At 67.0% G+C, this 22,152-nt stretch carries 19 protein-coding genes, 2 rRNA genes and 1 riboswitch; of the genes, 15 read left to right on the forward strand and 6 right to left on the reverse strand.

Features of this window, described 5'->3' with window-relative positions; genetic code table 11:
* The 8 genes from AC1AYD_RS06145 to priA all read left to right on the forward strand — a co-directional run.
* Positions 1-237, forward strand: a 23S ribosomal RNA gene (locus tag AC1AYD_RS06145); the annotation flags it as partial.
* Between the two features lie 157 nt (positions 238-394).
* Positions 395-511: ribosomal RNA gene (gene rrf / locus AC1AYD_RS06150) — 5S ribosomal RNA — on the forward strand.
* 132 nt (positions 512-643) lie between these two features.
* On the forward strand, positions 644-2,041 hold the full coding sequence (hisD, locus tag AC1AYD_RS06155) for a histidinol dehydrogenase (protein WP_476502045.1): 1,398 nt from the start codon (positions 644-646) through the stop codon (positions 2,039-2,041).
* Positions 2,038-3,198, forward strand: a complete 1,161-nt coding sequence (locus tag AC1AYD_RS06160; protein WP_476502046.1) for a histidinol-phosphate transaminase — start codon at positions 2,038-2,040, stop codon at positions 3,196-3,198. Before hisD ends, AC1AYD_RS06160 begins: the two co-directional genes overlap by 4 nt.
* Before the next feature lie 68 nt (positions 3,199-3,266).
* Entirely contained in the window at positions 3,267-3,869 is a 603-nt protein-coding gene (gene hisB, locus AC1AYD_RS06165; RefSeq protein WP_476502047.1) for an imidazoleglycerol-phosphate dehydratase HisB, read from the forward strand.
* Positions 3,869-4,606: a hypothetical protein gene (locus tag AC1AYD_RS06170; RefSeq protein ID WP_476502048.1), complete on the forward strand. Its 738-nt coding sequence runs from the start codon at positions 3,869-3,871 to the stop codon at positions 4,604-4,606. The genes hisB and AC1AYD_RS06170 overlap by 1 nt, the downstream gene beginning before the upstream one ends.
* Positions 4,607-4,632: 26 nt before the next feature.
* Positions 4,633-5,277, forward strand: a complete 645-nt coding sequence (gene hisH, locus AC1AYD_RS06175) for an imidazole glycerol phosphate synthase subunit HisH (RefSeq protein ID WP_476502049.1) — start codon at positions 4,633-4,635, stop codon at positions 5,275-5,277.
* Positions 5,278-5,351: 74 nt separating this feature from the next.
* Positions 5,352-6,077 carry a bifunctional 1-(5-phosphoribosyl)-5-((5-phosphoribosylamino)methylideneamino)imidazole-4-carboxamide isomerase/phosphoribosylanthranilate isomerase PriA gene (gene priA / locus AC1AYD_RS06180; protein ID WP_476502050.1) on the forward strand — a complete coding sequence of 242 codons (726 nt, stop codon included), beginning with the start codon at positions 5,352-5,354 and terminating at the stop codon, positions 6,075-6,077.
* 243 nt (positions 6,078-6,320) lie between these two features.
* Here priA and AC1AYD_RS06185 read toward each other — a convergent pair whose 3' ends face one another.
* Entirely contained in the window at positions 6,321-7,769 is a 1,449-nt protein-coding gene (locus AC1AYD_RS06185) for a DUF2252 domain-containing protein (RefSeq protein WP_476502051.1), read from the reverse strand.
* 70 nt (positions 7,770-7,839) lie between these two features.
* Between AC1AYD_RS06185 and glnA the strand changes: the two genes are divergently transcribed.
* Positions 7,840-9,177 (forward strand): type I glutamate--ammonia ligase, encoded by a 1,338-nt coding sequence (gene glnA, locus AC1AYD_RS06190; RefSeq protein WP_476502052.1) that lies wholly within the window; start codon positions 7,840-7,842, stop codon positions 9,175-9,177.
* Between the two features lie 125 nt (positions 9,178-9,302).
* On the opposite strand, the gene AC1AYD_RS06195 is transcribed toward glnA, so the two are convergent.
* Positions 9,303-10,586 carry a DUF5067 domain-containing protein gene (locus AC1AYD_RS06195; protein ID WP_476502053.1) on the reverse strand — a complete coding sequence of 428 codons (1,284 nt, stop codon included), beginning with the start codon at positions 10,584-10,586 and terminating at the stop codon, positions 9,303-9,305.
* Positions 10,587-10,682: 96 nt separating this feature from the next.
* Here AC1AYD_RS06195 and AC1AYD_RS06200 point away from each other — a divergent pair, with 96 nt between their 5' ends.
* The 4 genes from AC1AYD_RS06200 (at position 10,683) to AC1AYD_RS06215 (ending at position 14,832) form a co-directional block, all read left to right on the forward strand.
* Entirely contained in the window at positions 10,683-11,942 is a 1,260-nt protein-coding gene (locus tag AC1AYD_RS06200; protein WP_476502054.1) for an MFS transporter, read from the forward strand.
* A 152-nt stretch (positions 11,943-12,094) separates the two neighbouring features.
* Complete coding sequence (locus tag AC1AYD_RS06205) at positions 12,095-12,646, forward strand: FMN-binding protein (RefSeq protein ID WP_476502055.1); 552 nt, start codon at positions 12,095-12,097, stop codon at positions 12,644-12,646.
* A 1-nt stretch (position 12,647) separates the two neighbouring features.
* Positions 12,648-13,448, forward strand: a complete 801-nt coding sequence (locus AC1AYD_RS06210; RefSeq protein ID WP_476544843.1) for an FAD:protein FMN transferase — start codon at positions 12,648-12,650, stop codon at positions 13,446-13,448.
* A gap of 79 nt (positions 13,449-13,527) precedes the next feature.
* Positions 13,528-14,832: a ferric reductase-like transmembrane domain-containing protein gene (locus AC1AYD_RS06215; RefSeq protein ID WP_476502057.1), complete on the forward strand. Its 1,305-nt coding sequence runs from the start codon at positions 13,528-13,530 to the stop codon at positions 14,830-14,832.
* 85 nt (positions 14,833-14,917) lie between these two features.
* Here AC1AYD_RS06215 and AC1AYD_RS06220 read toward each other — a convergent pair whose 3' ends face one another.
* From AC1AYD_RS06220 to AC1AYD_RS06230, 3 genes are all read right to left on the reverse strand, one after another.
* Positions 14,918-17,251, reverse strand: a complete 2,334-nt coding sequence (locus tag AC1AYD_RS06220; RefSeq protein ID WP_476502058.1) for an energy-coupling factor transporter ATPase — start codon at positions 17,249-17,251, stop codon at positions 14,918-14,920.
* A gap of 9 nt (positions 17,252-17,260) precedes the next feature.
* The gene (locus AC1AYD_RS06225; RefSeq protein ID WP_476502059.1) at positions 17,261-17,863 is read right to left on the reverse strand and encodes an ECF transporter S component; all 603 of its coding nucleotides are present in this window, start codon (positions 17,861-17,863) and stop codon (positions 17,261-17,263) included.
* A gap of 7 nt (positions 17,864-17,870) precedes the next feature.
* Positions 17,871-18,024, reverse strand: a riboswitch (FMN riboswitch).
* Positions 18,025-18,175: 151 nt separating this feature from the next.
* Entirely contained in the window at positions 18,176-18,961 is a 786-nt protein-coding gene (locus tag AC1AYD_RS06230) for a nitroreductase family protein (RefSeq protein ID WP_476502060.1), read from the reverse strand.
* 154 nt (positions 18,962-19,115) lie between these two features.
* Here AC1AYD_RS06230 and ppgK point away from each other — a divergent pair, with 154 nt between their 5' ends.
* On the forward strand, positions 19,116-19,883 hold the full coding sequence (gene ppgK / locus AC1AYD_RS06235; protein ID WP_476502061.1) for a polyphosphate--glucose phosphotransferase: 768 nt from the start codon (positions 19,116-19,118) through the stop codon (positions 19,881-19,883).
* Between the two features lie 87 nt (positions 19,884-19,970).
* Positions 19,971-21,197 carry a pyridoxal phosphate-dependent aminotransferase gene (locus AC1AYD_RS06240; RefSeq protein ID WP_476502062.1) on the forward strand — a complete coding sequence of 409 codons (1,227 nt, stop codon included), beginning with the start codon at positions 19,971-19,973 and terminating at the stop codon, positions 21,195-21,197.
* A gap of 49 nt (positions 21,198-21,246) precedes the next feature.
* On the opposite strand, the gene AC1AYD_RS06245 is transcribed toward AC1AYD_RS06240, so the two are convergent.
* Complete coding sequence (locus AC1AYD_RS06245; protein WP_476502063.1) at positions 21,247-22,056, reverse strand: ATP-binding cassette domain-containing protein; 810 nt, start codon at positions 22,054-22,056, stop codon at positions 21,247-21,249.
* Between the last annotated feature and the right edge of the window lie 96 nt (positions 22,057-22,152).

Raw genomic sequence — 22,152 nt, forward strand, 5'->3', positions numbered from 1 at the left:
CTGGGTGGACGAACCTCCGGTACGCCGGTTGTCACGCCAGTGGCACCGCCGGTTGGCTGCGTTCGGAAGGGATAACCGCTGAAAGCATCTAAGCGGGAAGCCCGCTCCAAGATAAGTATTCCCAGGGAACTACGGTTCCTGAGACCCCCCATGCAGAACACGTGGTCGATAGGCCGGACGTGGAAGCCCCGCGAGGGGTGGAGCCGACCGGTACTAACGGGGAAGCGCGACACACTCAATCCCGACCCATGGTCGGGACGGCATCAACCTCTTTCTGCGAATGCACGCGACACGGAGCAACCGTGACGTCACAACCCAAGCGATCAACAGCGTCCACCATCCGGTCCCCGAACCACCAGCATCCGGGGAGGAACATCCCTGATAAGAGAAGATTTGCGGCGGTCATAGCCCAGGAGAGACGCCCGGTCCCATTCCGAACCCGGAAGCTAAGACCTGGCACGGCGATGGTACTGCACCCGAGAGAGTGTGGGAGAGTAGCACGCCGCCGCATTATAACGATAAGGACCCCCGGTCGAGCACACGCTCCCGGGGGTCCACGCATACCCGGACATGTCTCACCATGCGGGTGAAAAGTGGACATTCCCCGTCATTCCAACCATCGCCGTTGTTACGATGGGCTGTTATGAGCGAGAACATCATGCGAATCATCGACCTTCGCGGTCAAGTCCTGTCCCGTGCCGAACTGCTGGCCGCGATGCCGCGCGCCGCCATGGGCACCTCCGAAGCCACCGATCTGGTGCGCCCCATCCTCGACGACGTCAAGGAGCGCGGCGCGGCCGCCCTGCGCGACTTCGAGGAGAAGTTCGACCGTGTGCGCCCCGAGCACCTGCGCGTGCCCGAAGAGGCCATCCAGGATGCGCTCACCACGCTCGACCCGGAAGTGCGCGCCGCCATCGAGGAATCCGTGCGCCGCGCCCGCGCCGTCGCCACCAACCAGGTGCCGAAGGACTTCCACACCGATCTCGCGCCCGGCGCCCGCGTTGCCGAACGCTGGATTCCGATCCAGCGCGTCGGCCTGTACGTGCCCGGCGGCAAGGCCGTGTACCCGAGCTCCGTCATCATGAACGCCGTGCCCGCGCAGGCCGCCGGCGTCGAATCCCTCGCCATCGCGACCCCGCCGGCCCGCGACAACGACAAGGGCCTGCCGAACAAGACCATCCTCGCCACCTGCGCCATCCTCGGCGTCAAGGAGGTGTACGCGGTGGGCGGCGCCCAGGCCATCGCCATGTTCGCCTACGGCGCGAAGGGCTCCGAGCCGCAGGATGGCGCCGTGCTGTGCGATCCGGTCGACAAGATCACCGGCCCGGGCAACATCTTCGTCGCCACCGCCAAGTCCCTCGTCTCCGCGTTCGTCGGCATCGACGCGGTCGCCGGCCCCACCGAGATCGGCATCATCGCCGACAAGGACGCGAACCCGAGCCTCGTGGCCGCCGACCTCATCGGCCAGGCCGAGCACGACGAGCTCGCCGGCTCCGTGCTGTTCACCGATTCGCCGGAGCTCGCCGAGAAGGTGCAGGAGAACCTGAACTACCGCGTGCCGCGCACCGAGCACGCCGAACGCGTCCACACGTCCCTTTCCGGCACGCAGTCCGCCATCGTCCTCACCGACGGTCTCGACCAGTCCATCGACGCGGCCAACGCCTACGCGGCCGAACACCTCGAGATCCAGACCGCGAACGCGGACGAGGTCGTCAAGCGCATCAAGAACGCGGGCGCCATCTTCCGCGGCCCCTACTCGCCGGTGCCGCTCGGCGACTACATGTCCGGCTCCAACCACGTGCTGCCCACCGGCGGCACCGCCCGCTTCGCCGCCGGTCTCGGCGTGCACACCTTCATGAAGCCCGTCGAGGTCATCGAATACGACGAGGAAGGTCTGAAGGCCCTCGCCGCGCGCATCAACGCGTTCGCCGTGTCCGAGGACCTGCCCGCCCACGGCGAGTGCGTGCTGTCCCGCTTCGTCAAGGATCCGTACGACAAGGCGACCCTGCGCGAGCAGGAGAAGGAAGCTGGTCTGCTGTGAGTGCCATCCCCTCGAACCTGCCCCTGAGGAACGATCTGATCGGCGAGGAGCCGTACGGCGCGCCGCAGCTCGACGTGCCCGTCTGCCTCAATGTCAACGAGAACCCGTATGCGCCCGATCCGGCCGTGTGCGACACGATTGCCCGCCGCGTGCGCGAGATCGCCCCAACGCTCAACCGCTACCCGGACCGCGAGCACATCGAACTGCGCCGTGCATTCAGCGACTATCTCGCCCGCGAGTCGGGCACGCGCCTCGACGTGGACGAACTGTGGGGCGCGAACGGCTCCAACGAGATCATGCTCCAGCTGTTCCAGGCGTTCGGCGGCCCGGGCCGCACCGCGCTCGGCGCCGACCCCACGTACTCGATGTACCCGGAGTACGCGCGCGACACGTTCACCGGCTGGAAGCTTGCCCACCGCAACGAGGACTTCACGCTCAACGTGGAGAAGACCATCGAGGCGATCCACGAGGTCAAGCCGTCCATGGTGCTGCTCACCAGCCCGAACAATCCGACCGGCACGCCGCTGCCGATGGAGGACATCGAGCGCATCCTCGCCGCCTGCGAGACCGCCGAGGTGGAGGGCGCCGGCGAAGGCGTGCACCCGATCCTCGTCATCGACGAGGCGTATGTGGAGTTCCGCAACCCCGGCACCCCGAGCGCCGTGAGCCTCATCAAGGATCATCCGAACTTGGCCGTCAGCCGTACGATGAGCAAGGCGTTCGCCTTCGCCGGCGCGCGCGTCGGCTATCTCGCCGCGTCCAAGGGCATCATCGACTGCGTGCGCATCGTGCGCATGCCGTACCATCTGTCGGCCGTCACCCAGGCCGCCGCCCTCGCCGCGTTCGAGCACACCGACGAGCAGCTGAGCCGCGTCGGCCACCTGCGCGAGACGCGCGAGGCGACCGCCGCATGGCTGAAGGAGCAGACCTACAAGGGCGTGCATCTCGAAGTCGCCGAATCCGGCTCCAACTTCCTGCTGTTCGGCGGACGCTTCGACAAGCGCGACGCGATCTTCGACGAGCTGTTGAAGCGCGGCGTCCTCATCCGCGTCGTCGGTCCGGACGGCTGGCTGCGCGTGTGCATGGGCACCGACGAGGAGATGGCGCGATTCCGCGACGCCCTCGCCGAGACCCTGCGCATCGTGGAAGCCGAATGAGGCCACGCGAACGGCATCACCACGTCGCAACGCAGACTTTCCCGCAACTTTCCTGAAGGAGCAACATCATGGCGCGCACCGCGCACATCGTCCGTGAGACCAGCGAGTCGCACATCGACCTCGAACTGAATCTCGACGGCACCGGCCAGACCGACATCGACACCTCCGTGCCGTTCTACAACCACATGATGAACGCGCTCGGCAAGCATTCGCTCATCGACCTGAAGATTCACGCGCACGGCGACACCGACATCGACGTGCACCACACCGTGGAGGACACGGCCATCGTGTTCGGCGAGGCGCTCAGGCAGGCGCTCGGCGACAAGCGCGGCATCCGCCGCTTCGCCGACGCCACCGTGCCGCTCGACGAGGCGCTCGCCAAGGCCGTCGTCGACATCTCCGGCCGTCCGTACGTGGTGTGCTCCGGCGAGCCGGAAGGCTACGAATACTGCATGATGGGCGGCCACTTCACCGGCTCCCTCGTGCGCCACGTCATGGAGTCGATCGCGCTGCACGCCGGCATCTGCCTGCACCTGCAGGTGCTCGCCGGCCGCGATCCGCACCACATCGCCGAAGCCGAGTTCAAGGCGTTCGCGCGTGCGCTGCGGTTCGCCGTCGAACCCGATCCGCGCATCGAGGGTCTGATCCCGAGCACGAAGGGATCGCTGTGATGTCCGGCTGGGACGACGGCAAGAGCGACGGCCCCGACGATTTCGATCCGGACGCGGGCCATCTTTCCGATGACGACATCGCCAAGGCGATGGAGGGCTTCGAAAAGGAGTTCGCGCAGGAGAGCGGCACCGGCGATGCCGACGGATCCGGCGCCTCCGCCTCCGACGGCGACCTGCCGGACATCGACGGCATCGACATCCCCGATGATGCCTCCTCGATCGATCCTGCCACCGGATTCGAGGACGCGCTTGAGGGACTGCTCGGCAACAAGGCGAAGATGGCGGCGCTCGTCACGCGCATCGCGTCGGCGCAGCTGCTCGCCGCGTTCTGCCAGCTGTCCGACATCTCCGCCGACTGCATCGGCTCCAACCAGGGTGCCGTCGCCGTACTGCGCAGTCTCGACGGCGACGCGCCCGAGGCGGCGGCGCGCGACATCACCACCGTCGTCGGCGGCATGAGCGTCGTGCTCGGCGTCAACCGCGCCGACAAGCTCGAAGTCACCCTGTACGCGGGCGGACAGGCCGGATCCACGCTCGCCCCGCCCATCCTGTTCAACTCGACGCCGCGGTTCGTGGAGGACCTTATGCTCGGCATCACCACCGTCGCCCAATTGAAGTCGAAGGGCTTCGAAGTGGTCGACTCGGGGAGTATGGACCACGATCAGGCGATGAAGGTGATCGCCGACCACACGCGCATGGGCCGTGGGGGAGCCACCCGCGGTTCCAGCATCGAATAACCTGTCATATCGATAAGGAGAATCCCGTGACCACAGCAGTCGTCTTCGACTATGGATTCGGCAACGTGCGTTCCATGGTGCGCGCGCTCGCACGACTCGGCATCGACACCTCGCTCACCTCCGACTACCGTCAGGCGCTCGAGGCCGACGGTCTCGTCGTGCCGGGCGTCGGCGCGTTCGCCGCCTGCATGGAGGGCCTGCGCCACGTGCAGGGCGACCGCGTGATCGTCGACCGTCTGCGCGCCGGACGCCCGGTGCTCGGCGTGTGCGTCGGCGAACAGGTGATGTTCGAGACCGGTCATGAGCATGGCGAGAACGCCGCCGGCGTCGGCCTGATCGGCGGCTCCGTCGACCCGCTCGACGCGGACGTCGTGCCGCACATGGGCTGGGATACGGTCGAAGGCGCGGAAGGCTCCACGCTGCTCAAGGGCGTGGAGGACGAACGCTTCTACTTCGTCCACTCCTACGCCGCGCATGAGGCGACGGCGAAGGATCTGTCCGGACTCCAGATCGAGATCGCTGACGAACAGCACGTCACCTGGTGCACGTACGGCCGCAGCCGCTTCGTCGCCGCCTACGAGCGCGGGCCCCTGTCGGCCACCCAGTTCCACCCGGAGAAGTCCGGCGATGCGGGAGCCCAGCTCCTGAAGAACTGGATCGCCACGTTCTGACCGACGTCACCGGCCGCCATCGTCACAACCGCGTCATCGCGGCCAACCACCAATCCCCGAGAAAGGCTCCCATCATGTCCCTCACCCTGCTTCCCGCCGTCGACGTGCGCGACGGCAAGGCCGTGCGACTGCGCCAAGGCGAGTCCGGCTCCGAAACCGACTACGGCTCCCCGCTCGAGGCGGCGCGCACGTGGGTCGAATCCGGCGCGGAATGGATCCACCTCGTCGACCTCGACGCCGCGTTCGGCACCGGCGACAACCGCGCCCAGCTGCGCGAGATCGTCCACGAGCTCGGCAGCCGCGTCAACATCGAGATGTCCGGCGGCGTGCGCGACGACGCGTCGCTCGACGCCGCGCTCGAAGCCGGCGCCGCCCGCGTCAACATCGGCACCGCCGCGCTCGAGAACCCGGAATGGACGCGCAAGGCGATCGCGAAATACGGCGACCGCGTGGCCGTCGGTCTCGACGTGCGCGGGCACACGCTCGCCGCGCGCGGCTGGACGCGCGAAGGCGGCGACCTGTTCGAGACGATGAAGATGCTCGACGATGCCGGATGTTCGCGCTACGTCGTCACCGACGTCGCGCGCGACGGCATGATGAGCGGGCCGAACCTCGACCTGCTGCGTGAGGTCGCCGAACGCACCGACGCGAAGGTGACCGCTTCCGGTGGCATCTCCAAGCTCGACGATCTGAGGAACATCCGCGAGCTCGCCGACCTCGGCGTCGACTCCGCGATCCTCGGCAAATCGCTCTACGCGCGCGCGTTTACGCTCGAAGAGGCGCTCGAGGTCGCGAAGTAGGCATCGAAAGACCAAGTAGGTGCCGGATGTCGTCCGAAGGATGACGATTGATGAGCCGGCGCGGGAAATCCCGGAAGATACGCAAGTCTTCCGGGATTTCTTGTGTTGACGTCGTCTCAGTGCAAGGATTCCCGGAAGAAGGGGATGATTTCCGGGAATCCTTGCGCCGAGAAAGGGCGGCGCCGTGCCGAGAGAGGTCGGCGCCAGGATTCCCGGAGGGGCGGAGCGTGTCCCTCACATCCTCTACGCGCAGGGCAGTTGGCCCTTTTTGATCATCTTCTTGAAGACGGCGTAGTCCTCGTCGTTCTGCTCGGCGTAGCTGACGGCGAACGAGGCGATCGCCTGGTCGAACTCGTCGGAGCCGCCCAGATAGTTCGCGATCGCGATCGAATCGCCGGTGCGCGCATGCGCGTGGGCGAGGCACCAGGCGCACATGCGCGCCAGATCGGACAATGCCGTGGCGTTGAGGTTGTCGATGTCGATCGACCCCTTGCCGTTCCACAACTGACGCACGTAGTAGTCGCGCTTCCTACCGTCCTCGGCGAGGAAGCTCGTCCAGCCGAGCAGCACGTCCGCCGTGGATTGGATGAGCTTCTGGCCCTGCACCACGCGTTCGCCGTGCGTCGCGTACGGGGAGGCGCCGCAGTAATGCTCGAGCACCGAATACGTGGCCTCCTTCATCTGGATCATCATCGGATCGTCGATGTCGCGCGCGATCCACACGCTCGCCCAGGCGCGCTGGCCCACCGAACCGACGCCCACGACCTTGCGCGCCGCATCCTGATAACGGAAATGGTCGAACACCCAGCGGCGATCCTCGTACAGGGAATGGCGGTAGTTCTCGAACAGCGTGTCGAGACGGGCCTGCAACGCGTCGAGATCCGCGTAGCTGTCGAGCTCGTTGATCGGCACGAGTTCGGGCGGATTCGACTTGAACCTGAGCTTGCCGTCCTTGAACCGGCACAGTTTCGCGGCGGCCGCGTCGTTGTCCTTGAGCAGCGCCTTCATCGCGGCCTGGCGCAGCGTGCCGTTGCGCTTGCCGCCGCCGGTCGTCTCGAACCGGTCGAGCGTCTCCTCCACGTCGAGATGCTCGTACCAGGCGTCGAGATAATCCATTTCGGAGAACCATTTGATGCGCTCGCGGTATTCGCGCGTGCATTGGAGCACGGCCTCGCGGATCGCCTTCTCCTTGAGCTTGTTCGCGCGTCCGCAGATCTCCACGGACACGGCGAGACGCTTGAGATCCCACTCCCACGGTCCGGTCGCCGTCTCGTCGAAGTCGTTGATGTCGAACACGAGACGGGCGGAGGGGGAGCGGAAGATGCCGAAATTGCCGATGTGCGCGTCGCCCACGCACTGCACGGGGATGCCGGTGACCGGCGTGGTCGCCAGATCGTTCGTCATGATGAGCACCGTGCCGCGGTAGAACGTGAACGGGCTGGCGCTCATGCGCTTGTAACGCAGCGGGATCAGATCGGGCACGCGGATCGCGGACTGCTCCTCGAGCAGGTCGATCGCCTCGCGGCGGCCGGACCGCACCTGCCAGACGGCGTGCGATTCGAGCGGCGCCTTCGCGCGTGCGGCGATGCCGGCGCGCGAACGCTCGCGGGGGGAGTCGGCCCGTTCCCATGACGTGACGTCGATGGGCGGATTGGCGGATGGGGTGAGATGGTCTTGTGCGGCTTCGCTCATGGGCACCACTGTAGCGTGACGTGCGCCGAGGTAACAAAGCCCTAACACGTGGGTGTGAGGATTGGGCACTATGGATAAGCAACAGGAGTTCGCCCTGCGCACCGTCGAGGAACGCGACGTGCGCTTCATTCGTCTATGGTTCACGGACGTGCTCGGCACGCTGAAGTCCGTGGCCATCGCGCCGGCGGAACTGGAGGCTGCGTTCGAGGAGGGGCTCGGATTCGACGGTTCGGCCATCGAGGGCATGACGCGCGTGTCCGAGGATGACATGATCGTCAAGCCGGATCCCTCCACCTTCCAGATCCTGCCGTGGCGCGGCGGACCGCAGGGGACGGCCCGCATGTTCTGCGACGTGCTCACCCCGGACGGCGAGCCGAGCCTCGGCGACCCGCGCCACGTGCTGAAGCGTTCGCTCGCCAAGGCGAAGGAGAAGGGCTTCACGTTCTACGTGCACCCCGAGATGGAGTTCTACCTGTTCGAGCAGCAGGACGATTGGTCGAAGGCCCCGACGCCGATCGACGAGGGCGGCTATTTCGACCACGTGCCGCGCAGCCCCGGCATGGACTTCCGCCGCGCCACCGTGAACATGCTCGAGCAGATGGGCATCTCGGTGGAGTACTCGCATCATGAGGCGGGCCCCGGTCAGAACGAGATCGACCTGCGGTACGCGGACGCGCTCACCACGGCCGACAACATCATGACGTTCCGCACCGTGGTCAAGGAGATTTCGCTGGAACGCGGCATCCACGCGAGCTTCATGCCCAAGCCCCTGGCCGACGCGCCCGGCTCCGGCATGCACACGCATCTGAGCCTGTTCGAGGGTGATGCGAACGCGTTCTACGAGGCCGGCCAGGAGTTCAACATGTCCCTGACCGCCCGCCAGTTCGCGGCCGGCATCCTCCACCATGCGGCGGAGATCTGCGCGGTCACCGACCAGTACGTGAACTCGTACAAGCGCCTGTGGGGCGGCAACGAGGCGCCGAGCTACATCTGCTGGGGCCACAACAACCGTTCCGCGCTGCTGCGCATCCCGCAGTACAAGCCCGGCAAGGGCAATTCCGCGCGTATGGAGTTCCGCGGCCTCGACCCGGTCGCCAACCCGTATCTCGCGTACTCGGTGCTGCTGGCCGCCGGCCTCGACGGCATCGAGAAGCAGATGACGCTGGCCGAGCCGACGAGCGACGACGTGTGGGAGCTCACCGACGAGGAGCGCCAGTCCATGGGCATCGAGCCGTTGCCGCGCTCGCTCGGCGCCGCGTTGAAGATCATGGAGAAGTCCGATTTCGTAGCGGACGTGCTCGGCGAGCATGCGTTCAACTACTTCCTGCGCAACAAGCGTCAGGAGTGGGAGGAGTACAACCGCCAGGTCACCGCGTACGAGCTCAAGACGTACCTGCCGAAGCTGTAAGGGTAAGGTGCGGTCGGCGCGCATGCGTGAAGGCGGGGCTTCCTGTTGCTGGAAGCCCCGCCTTTTCCGTGTGATTGCCATGTTGCCATGTGCCGTTGCTTCGCCACGGGTCGCGGCCGCGGCGGTCAGGAGACGGTGAACGTCCTCGTGACGGGCTTCGTGTCCGACGGCTGCGCGGAGGACCGGATGCGCACCTCGACCTTCCCGGGCTCGTCGGCGAGGTAGGCGACCTGGATCCGGGCCGACGCGCCGGCGTCGAGGTCCAGCAGCTGTTCGTTGGCCGTGTAGTCGTCGCCGTCATGCTCGGGTAGGTACGTCATATCGAGCTTCGACCCGTCCTTCCATACCTCGAGGCTGGCCATGTCGGTCAGGCCTTGGGGTTTGTTGCGCTTGTTCACCCACGCATAGGTGACGACGATCGTGTGCTCGCCCCTGCTCGTGTCCGGTCCGCGCTCCGCCTTCAGCGGCTTCACGTAGCCGAGGACCGTCGTGCCGCGCCAGTCTCGCAACGGGATGTAGCTCTTGAGATCGGATTCGTCGGGTGCCGTGGCCTTGGGGGCGGAATCCAGTGCGATGCGTCCGAACTCCTCGCCCATCGGCCTGCCCGCGGCGACGGAGAACGCGGCGGACACCGCGTCGGTCCCGTGGAATCCGAGCGCCGTGAACGTCACCGGCGCGGACGCGTCCATGATCCGGTAGGTGGACTGGATCGAGGTCTTCTCCTTCGGCATGACGGTCCGCTGCCGCGAGTCCGCGTCGTAGCCTTCGAGCGGCGTATGGTGCTCGCCGTTCTCGTAGACGTCCTGCACGGAGGAGCGTGGAAGCTCCAGCCCATGCTGCGAGGCCTGCGGGTCGGAAATCAGGTTGAGCTGTATCGCATGCTCCGAGGTGTTCTCCAGCGTGAAGTAGACGACGATGAGTGGTCGGCCGTCGATGCGGTCCACGCCTCCCGACACGGCTTTGTCGACGGTGAGGACGGCCGTGTCGTCCGTGTCGCTTCCGGTCAACGGGCCGTTGCCCTCCTTGACCGATATCTCCGGGTCCTGCGGTGCCGGCGTCGTGCTCCAGGACGATGATGATGACGATGATGATATGGACTTCATGGCGCGTGTGACCCGCCAGAAGCCCACGAGCTGGGGGACGACCAGCACGGCCACGGCGGCGACGATGAGCAGTGTGCGCACCCGGTGCATCGTCGCTTTCTCGAATCGGTCGGTCTCGCCGGAGTCGTTAGGTTTGCCGGGTTTATCGGGGTTATCGGGTTTATCGGGTCCGCCGCCTTCGCGTGGACCGTCGGCCCCGCTGTTCCCATTGATCGTGTCGTTCGTATCCGGCTTGCCGGTCCCGCCATCGGTCCCGGCGCCGTCGCCGTCCCACCTGATCTGTCCGCTATCGGAATCGCCGAACATGCCGCGCCCCTTCCACCCGCGTGTCGCTTCATCTCCATTGTAGGGCTGGGCCAATAGCATGCACATGGAACGACATGACGAGGAAGAACCAGGAAGATGACGAATAATCCCGCACCCGTGACGGAACCCGGCGAGAAACCTGTTTCGACCCGATCCGACCGCTTCTTCAACCTGCCGGTGACGATTCTCGTCCTCGCGAGCTTCATGCTCGGCATGAGCGAGTTCGTGGTCGTCGGCATCCTGCCCGACATCGCGCAGGGACTCAAGGTGTCCGAGGTGACCGTCGGCAACCTCGTCGCCCTGTTCGCGTTCGTCTACGCGCCGGTCACGCCGCTCGGCTCCGCCATCTCCGCCCGGTTCCCGCGCTTCGCGACCTACCTGACGCTCATGGGCGTCTTCCTCGTCGGCAACCTCCTGTGCGCGCTCGCGCCCAACTACGCCGTCCTGCTGGTCGCCCGCATCATGATTGCGCTCGTCTCCGGCACGCTCGTCGCCATCGCCATGACCTACGCGCCCGACGTCACCACGGACAAATACCGCACCAAGTTCATCGCATGGGTGTTCTCCGGGTTCTCCATCGCCTCCGTCGTCGGCGTGCCGTTCGGCACGTGGGTGGCGAACACGTTCAGCTGGCGCATCACGTTCCTCATCATCACCGCCGCCACCGCCGCGCTCATGGCGATGATGTTCCTCGTCCTGCCGCGCAACTCGCACCCGGTGACCATCGGCTTCCTGCGCCAGTTCCGTCTCTTCTTCGACCACCGCATCTGGGGCGGCGTGCTCACCGTCGTGTGCGGCGCGGCCTCCAGCTACGTGTTCTACACGTATCTGACGCCGATCATGCGCGACGAGATCGGCGTGCCCGAACGCTATGTGAGCATCGGACTCGTCCTCTACGGCGTCGCCTGCCTGTGGAGCAACCTGTACGGCGGCAAGCTCGCCGAGCGCGGCCGCGGCGTCGAACCGCTCGTGCGCACGCGCCCCGTCTTCTGCCTGCACACCGTACTGCTCGCCACGCTCGCGCTCGCGCCCGTCGTCCCCGTGTACGGCGCGATCCTGCTCGTCGCCCTCGGCATGATGATGTACCTGTTCAACTCGTCGTCGCAGGTGCTGTACATGGACGTCGCCGCCCAGTCGCACCCGGGATCGATGAACCTCGCCGCCTCGCTCAACTCGATGAGCTTCAACATCGGCATCGCCATCGGATCCGCGGTCGGCGGACTCGTCAACGACCATCTGGGACTCACCTGGCTCGGCCCGTTCGGTGCCGTCTTCGCCGCGCTCGCCGTCGTCATCACCACGCTGCTGCGCCGTTATGTGACGGCGGAGGAACCGGCCGAAACCGCCGCAATGTGAGCTTGCCCACAGCGCAAGCCTTTTTCCACCGGTTTTTCAGGTTTTTCTAGGCTTTGGGGTCGGTGGCTTCCCTATGATGGCAAGGCAGGGGAATACCACGAATCGTGGTATTTGATATTTCAGCCTATTCATCGATTGCAAAGGGAAACCATATGCGTCGCAAAGCGATCTCGACCGTCATCGCCGTCATCGGCATCCTCGCCGCGGCCGCCGACATGATGCTGCTGTTCGCCGGCAGGGGGAGCGCCGCCTCCCCGTCGGTGGCCTCGGGCACGCCGCTGGGGTCGGGCACGTCCGGCTCCTCGTCCGCCTCCGGCAAGGGAAGCTCTGGCTCGGCGGCATCGGACGGGGGCGCCGGCGCCGATTCCGATTCCGGCACCGACTCTGCCGATGGCTCCGATGGCACCTCGTCCGATTCGGGCGCGTTCAAGGACGGCGTCTACACGGGCGCGGTCGTCGCCACATCCAAAGGCGACGTGCAGGTGCAGGTGACCGTGGCCGACGGCAAGGTCACGCAGGTCGCCGCCGTCAAATACCCGAGCGACAACCCGCGTTCGCTCGGAATCGCCCAGCAGGCGATCCCGCAGCTGTCCGACGAGGCCGTCAAGGCCCAAAGCGCCGACATCCAGATGGTCTCCGGCGCGACCGAGACCTCCACAGGATTCATCGGCTCGCTGCAGGACGCGCTCGACCAGGCGAAGTGACATGACGTCCACCGCCATCGCCTACCACGCCACGGACGACGGCATGCTGCGCACCGCGGTCTTCCACCTCATGACCATGCCGTTCACGCTGCGTCTGAGGCGCGCCGACGAATCCATCCTGCGCGGGGCCGCCGAATCATGCCGTGAATTCCTGTCGCACGTGGACCGCACGTTCTCGCCGTTCCGCGACGATTCGCTCACCTCGCGCGCCAACCGCGGCGACTGGAGCGGCCTGCTCGACGACCACGACTTCCACGAGGTCTATGCGCGTGCCGCCATGGCCGCCGACGTCACGCACGGCCATTTCCGTGCGATGCGCGACGGACGCTACGATCCGGTCGGCCTGGTCAAGGGGTGGGCCATCGAACGCGCGTTCACGCGCTTCCTGCGCCCGCTGCTCGACTCCGGGCGCGCCGAGGCGGCCGCGCTCGGCGGCGGAGGCGACATGCAGCTGGGCGTCGCCTCCGACAGCGATTACGTCTGGGGCGTCGGCATCGAGGATCCGCGCGACGCCGGCATGCTCGCCGGCACCGTGCGTCTCGCCGACGGGGCGGTCGCGACCAGCGGCACGTCGAAACGCGGCGAACACATCGACCGGACGGCCGACGACCTCATCCAGGCCACCGTCATCGGCACGCATCTGACCGACGCGGACATGTGGGCCACCACCGCCATCGCCGCCGGACGCGAGCGGTTCGCCGATCTCGTCGCCGGGGAATCCGATTCGCTGTTCTCCGCATTGCTCATCGACCGGGACGGGGCCAAGCACACCGTCACGCCGCATCCCGCATCGGCGGCGTGACGGCGACCGCGACGCCGCTTCATCCCAACCACAATCACCGCTACCTAGCGAACCCGCATATCGAAAGGACATCGCAACCATGCTGCGACGCATCACCACATCCACCGCCCTCGCCTGGGTGGTGGCGCTGTTCGTCATCCCGCTGCCGTTCCTCGCCGCGCTGAGAGCCGGAATGCCCGCGTTCTTCGCGGACATGTCCGCCGGCATCGGCATCGGCGTCGTCGCGTACGTGTGGATGCTCACCGCCGTCTACCTGGCCGGACGGCCGCGTTGGGTGGACCGCACGGTGGGTCTTCCCCACATGTATATGATCCACGGCGTGCTGAGCCTGTTGGCCATCGCGCTCGCGTTCCTGCACGCCAACCTGCTGCCCGCAGAAGGCCTGACCAAACTGTTCGGAGGCGCCGGCCTCTACCTGTTCATCTTCCTCGCCGTCTACTCGTTGGTGTTCATGGCCGGATGGCTGTCGGCCCGCGTGCGGTGGGTGGCCTCGCTCAAGCGCGCCTTGGAACGGGTGTTCCGTCATGAGTCGAGCGTGTGGATCCACCGTCTCAACCTCGTGGCCGTGGCGCTCATCTTCCTGCACGTGCAGTCCATCGCGTTCGTGCGCGACGATCTGCCGTTCATCATCCTGTTCGATGCCGCCACCGTGGCCGTGTTCGTCTGGTACGTGGTCTCCAAAATCCGCCAGCGCGCCGGTGCCGTCGCCGCCCGTGTGGCCGACGTGCGTCAGGTCGCGCCGGGCGTCACCGAGCTCACCCTCGACGTGCCCGCCAAGGACGCCCGATGGGAGCCCGGCGATTTCACGTTCATCCGCTTCCCCGAGACGAAGGGCATGCGTGAATACCATCCGTTCTCGATGATCAACACGGCCGTCGGCGCGCAGACGGGTTCCGGACTGGTGCCCATGCGCTTCGACATCCGCGCCGACGGCGATTTCACGCGCCGCATCGCCACGTTGCCCGTGGGCACGCCGGCGCTCGTGCAGCCGAGCTACGGCCGCTACCGTCGCTTCATCGACGAACATGCGGACGGCGCGCCGTTGGTCATGCTCGGTGGCGGCATCGGCGTGACGCCGCTGCTGTCGCTCATCGAGGCGTATGCGCCGACCGGCAGAAGCGTGACCCTGCTCTACGGCGCGCGCGGCGAACAGGACCTCGTGCATGCGGACGACCTGCGCGCGATGGACCACGACCACGCCAACGTGCACGTCACCCTGCGCGCCGGCGGCCGTTTCGAGGAGAAGGACGTCGCCGACGCCATGCGTCCGGGCGCGCTCTACCTCATCGCCGGCCCCTACGGGATGCTCAGGGCGTGGCGTGCGTTCCTGCTCAAGCGGGGCGTCAACGCCGACGACATCTACTACGAGCCGTTCGCGATGTGATTGCGATTGAGGCCGGGCATCGGTTCCCGTCGGCCGGTTCCCGTCAGGCCGGTTCCCGTCGGGCCGGTTCCGTCAGACGGAACCGTCAGGCCAGCACGGACAGCGCGGCGAGCGCGGCCAGATAGAGGACGAGCACGGCGGCGAACGCCACGTCGCGTGCGGCGACCCGCATCACGCGCCAGTGCGTGCGGCGGGCGCCCTCCTCATAGCAGCGGGCATCCAACGCAAGCGAGAGGTTGTCCGCGTGACGCAGCGCGCCGGCGAAGATCGGAACGATGATCGCCGTCATCGCCCTCACCCGCTGCGGGAGCGTCCCCGTCTCGATCGAACCGCCGCGCGCCGCCTGCGCGTCCGCCACGGCCTGCGCCTCCACGGCCAGCGTGGGGATGAACCGCAGGGCGAGGCTCAGCACGAGTGCGATCTCCTGCGTGTGCACGCCGAGCCGGTGCAACGGTGAGAGAAGCGAGGCGAACGCGTCGGTGATCGCGGTGGGGGTGGTCGTCGCGAGGAACACCGCGCCCAGGATGATGACGAGCGCGAAACGGCACGTGTACAGCACGGCCGTGGCCACGCCGTCGTCCGTCACGGGGATGGGACCCAACGTGAACAGCGTGTCGCCGGTGCGCACGAAGAACATGTTGAGCAGCCCCATCACCGTGAACAGGCCGAGGAACATCCTCACCGAGCCGAGTAGCCGTGCTGGTCTGATGCGTGCGGCCGTGGCCACGCCGGCGGTGAACGCCGCGCCGAGCAGCAGCTGCCATGCGTTCCCGATCGCGAACGCGGAGAACATGGCGACGAGGAACGCCACCATCTTGACGCGCGGGTCGAGACGGGCCATGGGGGAGGACTTGGCGGCGGTCCGGGCGCCGGCGCGTGGAACATCCCGTGAAACGTATTGTGAAACGCCTTGTGAAACGTCCTGTGGCGCATCCGCGCCCGCGGGGATGCCGAGCGCGTCGTGCGTTGTACCGGCATCGGACGCCGACAACGCCGCCATATCGACGATGCGGTCGGCCATGCGACGGGCCTCCTGATGGCTGTGGGTGACGACGAGGATGGTCACGCCCTGCGTCTTGAGCTCGTCGACGAGCCGGTAGATGCGTTCGCGCGCGTCCGCGTCAAGACCCGCGGTCGGCTCGTCCATGACCAGCAGCTTCGGCCTGCACGCGATGACGCCGGCGATGGCGGCGAGCCGCTGCTGTCCACCCGACAGATCGAACGGGGAACGGTCGGCGAGACCGTCCAGACGTGCGACCCGCAGCGCCCAATCCACGCGCTCGTCGATTTCGGTCCGCGGCAGCCGCTGATTCGTGGGGCCGTACGCCACGTCGTCACGCACCGTATCGGCGAACAGCTGGCGTTCCGGATGCTGCATGACGAGCCCCACCGTGCGGCGCAGCGCGGCGAGGTCGCGCCGTTTCGCCTCCTCGACGCGGATGCCGTCCACGATGATCGAACCGGAATCCGGCTTGGCGAGCGCGCACACGAGCCGCAGCAGCGTCGACTTGCCGGAACCGTTCGCGCCCATCAGCGCCACCGTCTCGCCACGGCGGATCCTAAGCGACACGTCGTCGAGGATTGGCCCGCCGCCGGCGTAGGCGTAGGAGACGTGGGAGACGGACAGCATGATGTCGGTGGCGTGGGAGTGCGTCGCCTGTCGCGGGACCACCCCCGCCCGTTTCGCGGGATCCCCCGCCGGCGGGAACGAAGGATGCGCGTCGTCGTCCGCCATCCGACCATGTTCGAGCCGCACGACGCGACCCGCCCGCGCGATCTCGTCCGGATGGTGCGTCACGTGGACGATGGTCGTGCCGGCGGCGTGCAGCTCGTCGAGCACGTCCATCACCTCGCGTCGTGCCAGCGGGTCGAGCATGGCGGTCGGCTCGTCGAGCACGAGCAGGCGTGGGCGCATGGCGAGCATGCCGGCGATGGCGGCGCGCTGCTGCTGGCCGCCGCTCATGCGGATCGGGTTCGCGCGGCGCATGTCGTCCAGCCGCACGGCGTGCAATGATTCGGCGATGCGCTCGCCGATGCCGCCACGCCCGTTGCCGTCGTCGCCGTCGCGCGGTATGCCGAGATTCTCCGGTCCGAACGCCACATCGTCCTCGAGCACGGTGGTGACGAGCTGGTCCTCCGGATTCTGGAACACGGCGCCGATGCCCCGACGGGCCGCACGATAGGCGTCCGCGTCGGGACCGGCGTCGGAGAAGACGGTATGTCCGAGCAGGATCACGGTGCCTGCGTCAGGCGCGGCGAGACCGGCGACGAGACGGGCGAGCGTCGATTTGCCCGATCCGTTCGCGCCGGTGAGCGCCATGTAGTCGCCTTCCCGTACGGTCAGGGAGGCGTCGTCGAGCGCCCAGGTGGCGCCGCCGTCGTAGCTGAAGCGGATGTGGTCGAGTTCGGCGAGGTTCACGGTCGTCGGTTACTTGTCGAGCAGCTTGGTGATCGGCTTGTAGATGAGGAACGTGACGACCGCATGGATTGCGAACTTGAGCACGTTGAACGGCAGCAGGATCGGCACGATCATGGCGGCGACCTGCGCGACGGTCATGTGCGCGTAGATCGGCGTGATGACGAGGTTGCCGAGGATGGCCGCGGCGAGCGCGACGACCGCGCCCACGACGATGCCGATGATCGCGCCCTTGCGCGTGCGGTCGCGACGGTAGATGACGGACGCGGGCAGCGACAGCGCGAGCGCGACGAGAATCGCCATGAGCGCACCCCACGGATCGGTGAACGCGTGCGGCAGGAAGCCGAGCACGGAGACGATGGCCGCGGCGGCCGGACCGAACGCGAAACCGGCGATGAGGCTCACGATGCCGGACGGATCGTACTTCAGATACGGGGCCGCCGGGAAGATCGGCAGTTCGATGAAGCTGGTGACGATCGCCAACGCGACGAACAGCGCGTAGACGGCGATGCGGCGGGTGGACCAGCGGCCGGAATCCGCGACGCCCGTGGCGTGCGTGCCGGTGGCGTGGTCGACCGTCTTGGACTGGAAATGATTATCAGAAGATACGCTCATGCCGAGCTCTCCGTTTCTCCCATCCGGACTATGACCGTTGGCTCCGGATTCGCACCGGATCGGCCGCTTTCGCGGTTCGCGGGCTTCCCGACGCCTCCCGTTGTGAATCCCGGGGGCCGGGTTACCGCCAGTAAGGAATCGCACCTTCCCTGAAACTGACAAGACACTGTATACGCGTGACCGTGGATTTCGCGCAAATCCCGTTTCACTGTGCGGAAAACCCGTCGCATGCGAAGCGGCCCTCCGCATGACGCGCGTGTCGATGCGGAGGGCCGTTGATACGGTCGTTTGGCGGTGATTCCGGGCGGGAGCCTACTTGTGCAGGAACAGGCCGCCGTCGCCCCACGCCCACCGGCCCTGGCCGGCACCGATCTGGAAGTGCAGCTTCGCGATGCCCAGATCGTTGAGCGCCCAATGCCCGTCGCCCGCGGCCGGATCGATGTGCGCGGCCGCCGTATCGTCGTCGGCATCGTAGGTGAACGTGACCGGCTGGCGGTTCATCGCGCTCGGCGCCTTCATCGCCGCCTCGACGCCCGCCTTGAACCATGCCGGCGCCGCCTCGCGCGCCTCGTCGGACATGCCGGCGGTGAACTCCTCATACGACTTCGTGGGACGATGCGTGCGCTGGAACTCGACGAGCTCCTCATACGACTTCGCCAGGCGCTCCACATGATGCTCCGGGTGGCCGATCACCACGGCGAGGTACAGCTCCTCGCCGTTGCGGATATGGCAATGCCTCGCCGCCTCCGCGCGGTCCCAGCTGCCCGCCACCCACAGGGTGCCCAGGCCCCTCAAGGTCGCGGCGAGCACGGCGCGCTCCGCGTAGAAGCCGGCGCGCTCCTTGGCCTCGGCGTCGTTCTTCGGGCCGACGATGGCCAGATAGTTCGCCGCGTTCCTGAGATGTCCGGAGGCGTTCGCCTCCGCGAACACCTCCGGGTGGTTGCGCACCAGCTGGAGATGCAGGTCTCCGAGGAGATTCAACGGCGCGAGGGTCATGTCGAGCTGACGGGCCGTGTCGTCGTCGATCGGTTCGTCGTCGTAGGAGCGGATGGCGGTGCGGATGTTCACCGCATCGATCAGTTGCGTGTGTTCTGCCATGCCTCCCATTATGGCACCGCATTATGGCACCGCACGATGCGGCGACGGTGCAAACGTGTGCGCGACATGCGGGCGTTCGTCCGCTGTTTGGGATGCGAGGGCGGTACGATGCAGGTAACGGTTAGGAAATCCAATACAAGGAGGAGAATCGACGATGATTGAAACCGCGCAGGCGTTCGGCATCGATATCGGCGGCTCCGGCATCAAGGCCGCACCCGTCAACCTGGAGAAGGGCGAATTCGCCGAACCCCGACTCAAGATCCTCACCCCCGAGGTGTCCACTCCGGACGCGGTCGCCAAGATCGTGCGCCAGCAGCTCGACCACTTCGAAGTGCCCGAATCCGCTCCGGTCGGCATCGCGTTCCCGGCACCGATCAAGCCGGGCAAGCCGCTCGACTTCATGGCCAACCTCGACCAGTCGTGGGTCGGCGTCGACGTGACCGCAGTGTTCTCCGAGGCCGCCGGCCGCCCCGTCACCGTCGTCAACGATGCGGACGCCGCGGGCCTCGCCGAACAGCAGTTCGGCGCCGCCAAGGGCAAGGACGGCCTCGTCATCGCCACGACGCTCGGCACCGGCATCGGCACCGCGCTCATCATCGACGGCGTGCTCGTGCCCAACACCGAGCTCGGCCACCTCATTCTCTCCGACAAGCACCCGGACGCGGAGAAGTACGCGGCCAGCTCCATCCGCGAGCAGGAGGACCTCGGCTACAAGAAGTGGGCGAAGCGCCTCACCAAGTACTACGGTCTGCTGGAGAAGTACTTCAACCCGGATCTGTTCGTCGTCGGCGGCGGCGTGAGCCGCAAGGCGGACAAGTTCCTGCCGTTCATCGAGATCAAGACCCCGATCGTGCCCGCCGCGCTGCGCAACGAGGCCGGCATCGTCGGCGCCGCTTACTACGCGAGCACCAAGCAGCACTGAGTCCGATCGCCGTCTTCCGAAGACGGCATGGGGCCGCCCGGATCCGTTCCGGACGGCCCTTTTCGTCGCCCGCGCTACAGTGGAGGCATGACCGTTCGATTCTCCTCCCGCGTGGACATCTCCGCGCCCAACCCGATTGCCGCCGCCGAAGCCGAGGCACGCGCGCAGGGCGTGACGCTCGGCAAGCTCAACGATTCCAACCCGACCAGGCACGGGCTCGCCCCGGCCGAGGTACCGGGGGAGTATACGGCGGAGCCGCGCGGGCCGCGTGCGGCGAGGGAGTCGCTGGCCCGCTTCCTCGGAAGCGGGAACCACCCCCAGTCCGCTTCGCGGACAGCCCCCGCCGGCGGGGGCCAAGAAGAAGGGGACATCGACCCGGATTCGCTGTACCTGCTGAGCTCCACGTCGCAGGCGTATTCGTGGCTCATCAAACTGCTGTGCGACGCCGGTGACGCGGTGCTCGCCCCGAAGCCCGGCTATCCGCTCATCGAATCGATCGCGCGCCTCGAATGCGTCGACACGATCGAATACCAACTCCAGTTCGACGGCTCCTGGTACATCGACACCGCCGCCATCGAGGAGCTGCTCTACTCGCAGGAGGGCGACCGCATCCGCGCGCTCGTCCTCATCAACCCGAACAATCCGACCGGCTCCTACGTGAAACCGGAAGAGCGCGCCACGCTCGTGCGCCTGTGCCGGGAACGCGGCATCGCCATCATCGCCGACGAGGTGTTCTACGACTACGCGCTGGAGCCGTTCGACGGCAACGCGCGGCTCGCGGGGGAGCCCGGCGCGCTCACGTTCGCGCTCGACGGCTTCTCCAAGATGCTCGCCGCGCCGCACGCCAAAGTCGGCTGGATCCGCGTCTCCGGGCCGGAGGACGACGTGCGCGAGGCGCAGCGCCGACTCGACGTCATCGCCGACGACTATCTGCCGATGAGCGACATCATCGCCGACCGGCTGCCCGAACTGCTGTCGGTCGCGCCGCACCAGACGGCGCGCGTGCGCGACCGTGTGCGCGCCAACCTCGCCACCCTGCACGCGCTGCTCGCACGCGACGAGCACGGACTCGTCGACGTGCTGCGCGCGGAGGGCGGCTGGAACGTGCTGCTGCGCGTACCGGCCGTCATCGACGAGAACGAGCTCGTACTCAGACTCATCGGGACCAGGCGTCTCACCGGACAACCCGGCTACTTCTTCGACATGACGACGAACGGCTATCTCGCGCTGTCGCTGCTGCCCGAGGCGGACGAGTTCCGCGCGAACGTGACGGCCGTGCTCGACACGGTCGCCGCGATGCTCGACCTCGGCTGACGGCGAACGTGACGGCGGCGACGGCTATCCCGATGACGGCGGACCGGTCTCACGCCGCCGACTTCGCCGCCTCGTAGCGTTTGCGAATCAGATCCATGTAGAAGGCGACGGCGTCGGCCGGGGAGCCGTCGAAGACCACGTGCTGCGCGTCGAGCACGAGCGTGCGGTCGATCGCGTATTCGGGGCGGACGATCATGTCCGTGTCATGCGTGGCGACGATCACCTGCTTGTCGTAGGTGAACAACGCCTCGGCCACATGGCGCGTGCCGATCTCGTCCAATCCCTTCGACGGCTCGTCCGCGACGATCGCCGCCGGGTCGAACGCGAGCGCCGCCGCGATGGCGAGCAGATGGCGCTTCTCCGAATCGAGCTCCGCCGCCTTCGCCTTGCGCAGGCGCTGCAGGCCGAAATGCGCGAACAGGTTGCCGATGCGCGCCGCGCGCTCCGCGTCCGCGATCTTGTGCTTCTTCAACGATTCGTCCACCGCCTGCGTGATGTCCTGCGCACGGTAGAACACGTTCGGAATCTCCTCGCGGCGCACCTTGCCCACCCATTCGTCGACCGTCCTGAGATCCTTCTTCGACGAGGTGTCGAGCGTGGCGGCGGCCGGATCGGTCCGGTCGCCGCCGGTGATCGTGACCGTGCCGGCGGACGGCTTGAGCGAGCCGTCAAGCAGGCCGAGCAGCGTGGATTTGCCGGAGCCGTTGAGGCCGATGATCGCGACGCGCTTCTCGCCGATCGTCAGGTCCGTGGGGTTCAGGCCCACGTGGCCGTCATCGTAGACGTGACCGGCGCCGGAGAGCGTGAAGGTGAGCGACGCCGGCTTCGCGGCGGGTCTGCGGGAAAAGAAAAAGCCCATGCCGCCTACTGTAGTAAGTGGCATGGGCCGATGCGCCTTGAGGGGTCGCGTGGTGCACCCCCTCAGTCCGCTGCGCGGACAGCTCCCCCTAAAAGG

Source organism: Bifidobacterium sp. LH_426, assembly GCF_056356875.1.

Excerpts from the sequence above, each read along its gene's own strand:
- hisD (WP_476502045.1), top strand. The coding sequence starts at position 644 with ATGAGCGAGAACATCATGCGAATCATCGACCTTCGCGGTCAAGTCCTG.
- hisB (WP_476502047.1), top strand. The coding sequence starts at position 3,267 with ATGGCGCGCACCGCGCACATCGTCCGTGAGACCAGCGAGTCGCACATC.
- AC1AYD_RS06170 (WP_476502048.1), top strand. The coding sequence starts at position 3,869 with ATGTCCGGCTGGGACGACGGCAAGAGCGACGGCCCCGACGATTTCGAT.
- priA (WP_476502050.1), top strand. The coding sequence starts at position 5,352 with ATGTCCCTCACCCTGCTTCCCGCCGTCGACGTGCGCGACGGCAAGGCC.
- AC1AYD_RS06185 (WP_476502051.1), bottom strand. The coding sequence starts at position 7,769 with ATGAGCGAAGCCGCACAAGACCATCTCACCCCATCCGCCAATCCGCCC.
- glnA (WP_476502052.1), top strand. The coding sequence starts at position 7,840 with ATGGATAAGCAACAGGAGTTCGCCCTGCGCACCGTCGAGGAACGCGAC.
- AC1AYD_RS06195 (WP_476502053.1), bottom strand. The coding sequence starts at position 10,586 with ATGTTCGGCGATTCCGATAGCGGACAGATCAGGTGGGACGGCGACGGC.
- AC1AYD_RS06200 (WP_476502054.1), top strand. The coding sequence starts at position 10,683 with ATGACGAATAATCCCGCACCCGTGACGGAACCCGGCGAGAAACCTGTT.
- AC1AYD_RS06205 (WP_476502055.1), top strand. The coding sequence starts at position 12,095 with ATGCGTCGCAAAGCGATCTCGACCGTCATCGCCGTCATCGGCATCCTC.
- AC1AYD_RS06210 (WP_476544843.1), top strand. The coding sequence starts at position 12,648 with ATGACGTCCACCGCCATCGCCTACCACGCCACGGACGACGGCATGCTG.
- AC1AYD_RS06215 (WP_476502057.1), top strand. The coding sequence starts at position 13,528 with ATGCTGCGACGCATCACCACATCCACCGCCCTCGCCTGGGTGGTGGCG.
- AC1AYD_RS06225 (WP_476502059.1), bottom strand. The coding sequence starts at position 17,863 with ATGAGCGTATCTTCTGATAATCATTTCCAGTCCAAGACGGTCGACCAC.
- AC1AYD_RS06230 (WP_476502060.1), bottom strand. The coding sequence starts at position 18,961 with ATGGCAGAACACACGCAACTGATCGATGCGGTGAACATCCGCACCGCC.
- ppgK (WP_476502061.1), top strand. The coding sequence starts at position 19,116 with ATGATTGAAACCGCGCAGGCGTTCGGCATCGATATCGGCGGCTCCGGC.
- AC1AYD_RS06240 (WP_476502062.1), top strand. The coding sequence starts at position 19,971 with ATGACCGTTCGATTCTCCTCCCGCGTGGACATCTCCGCGCCCAACCCG.
- AC1AYD_RS06245 (WP_476502063.1), bottom strand. The coding sequence starts at position 22,056 with ATGGGCTTTTTCTTTTCCCGCAGACCCGCCGCGAAGCCGGCGTCGCTC.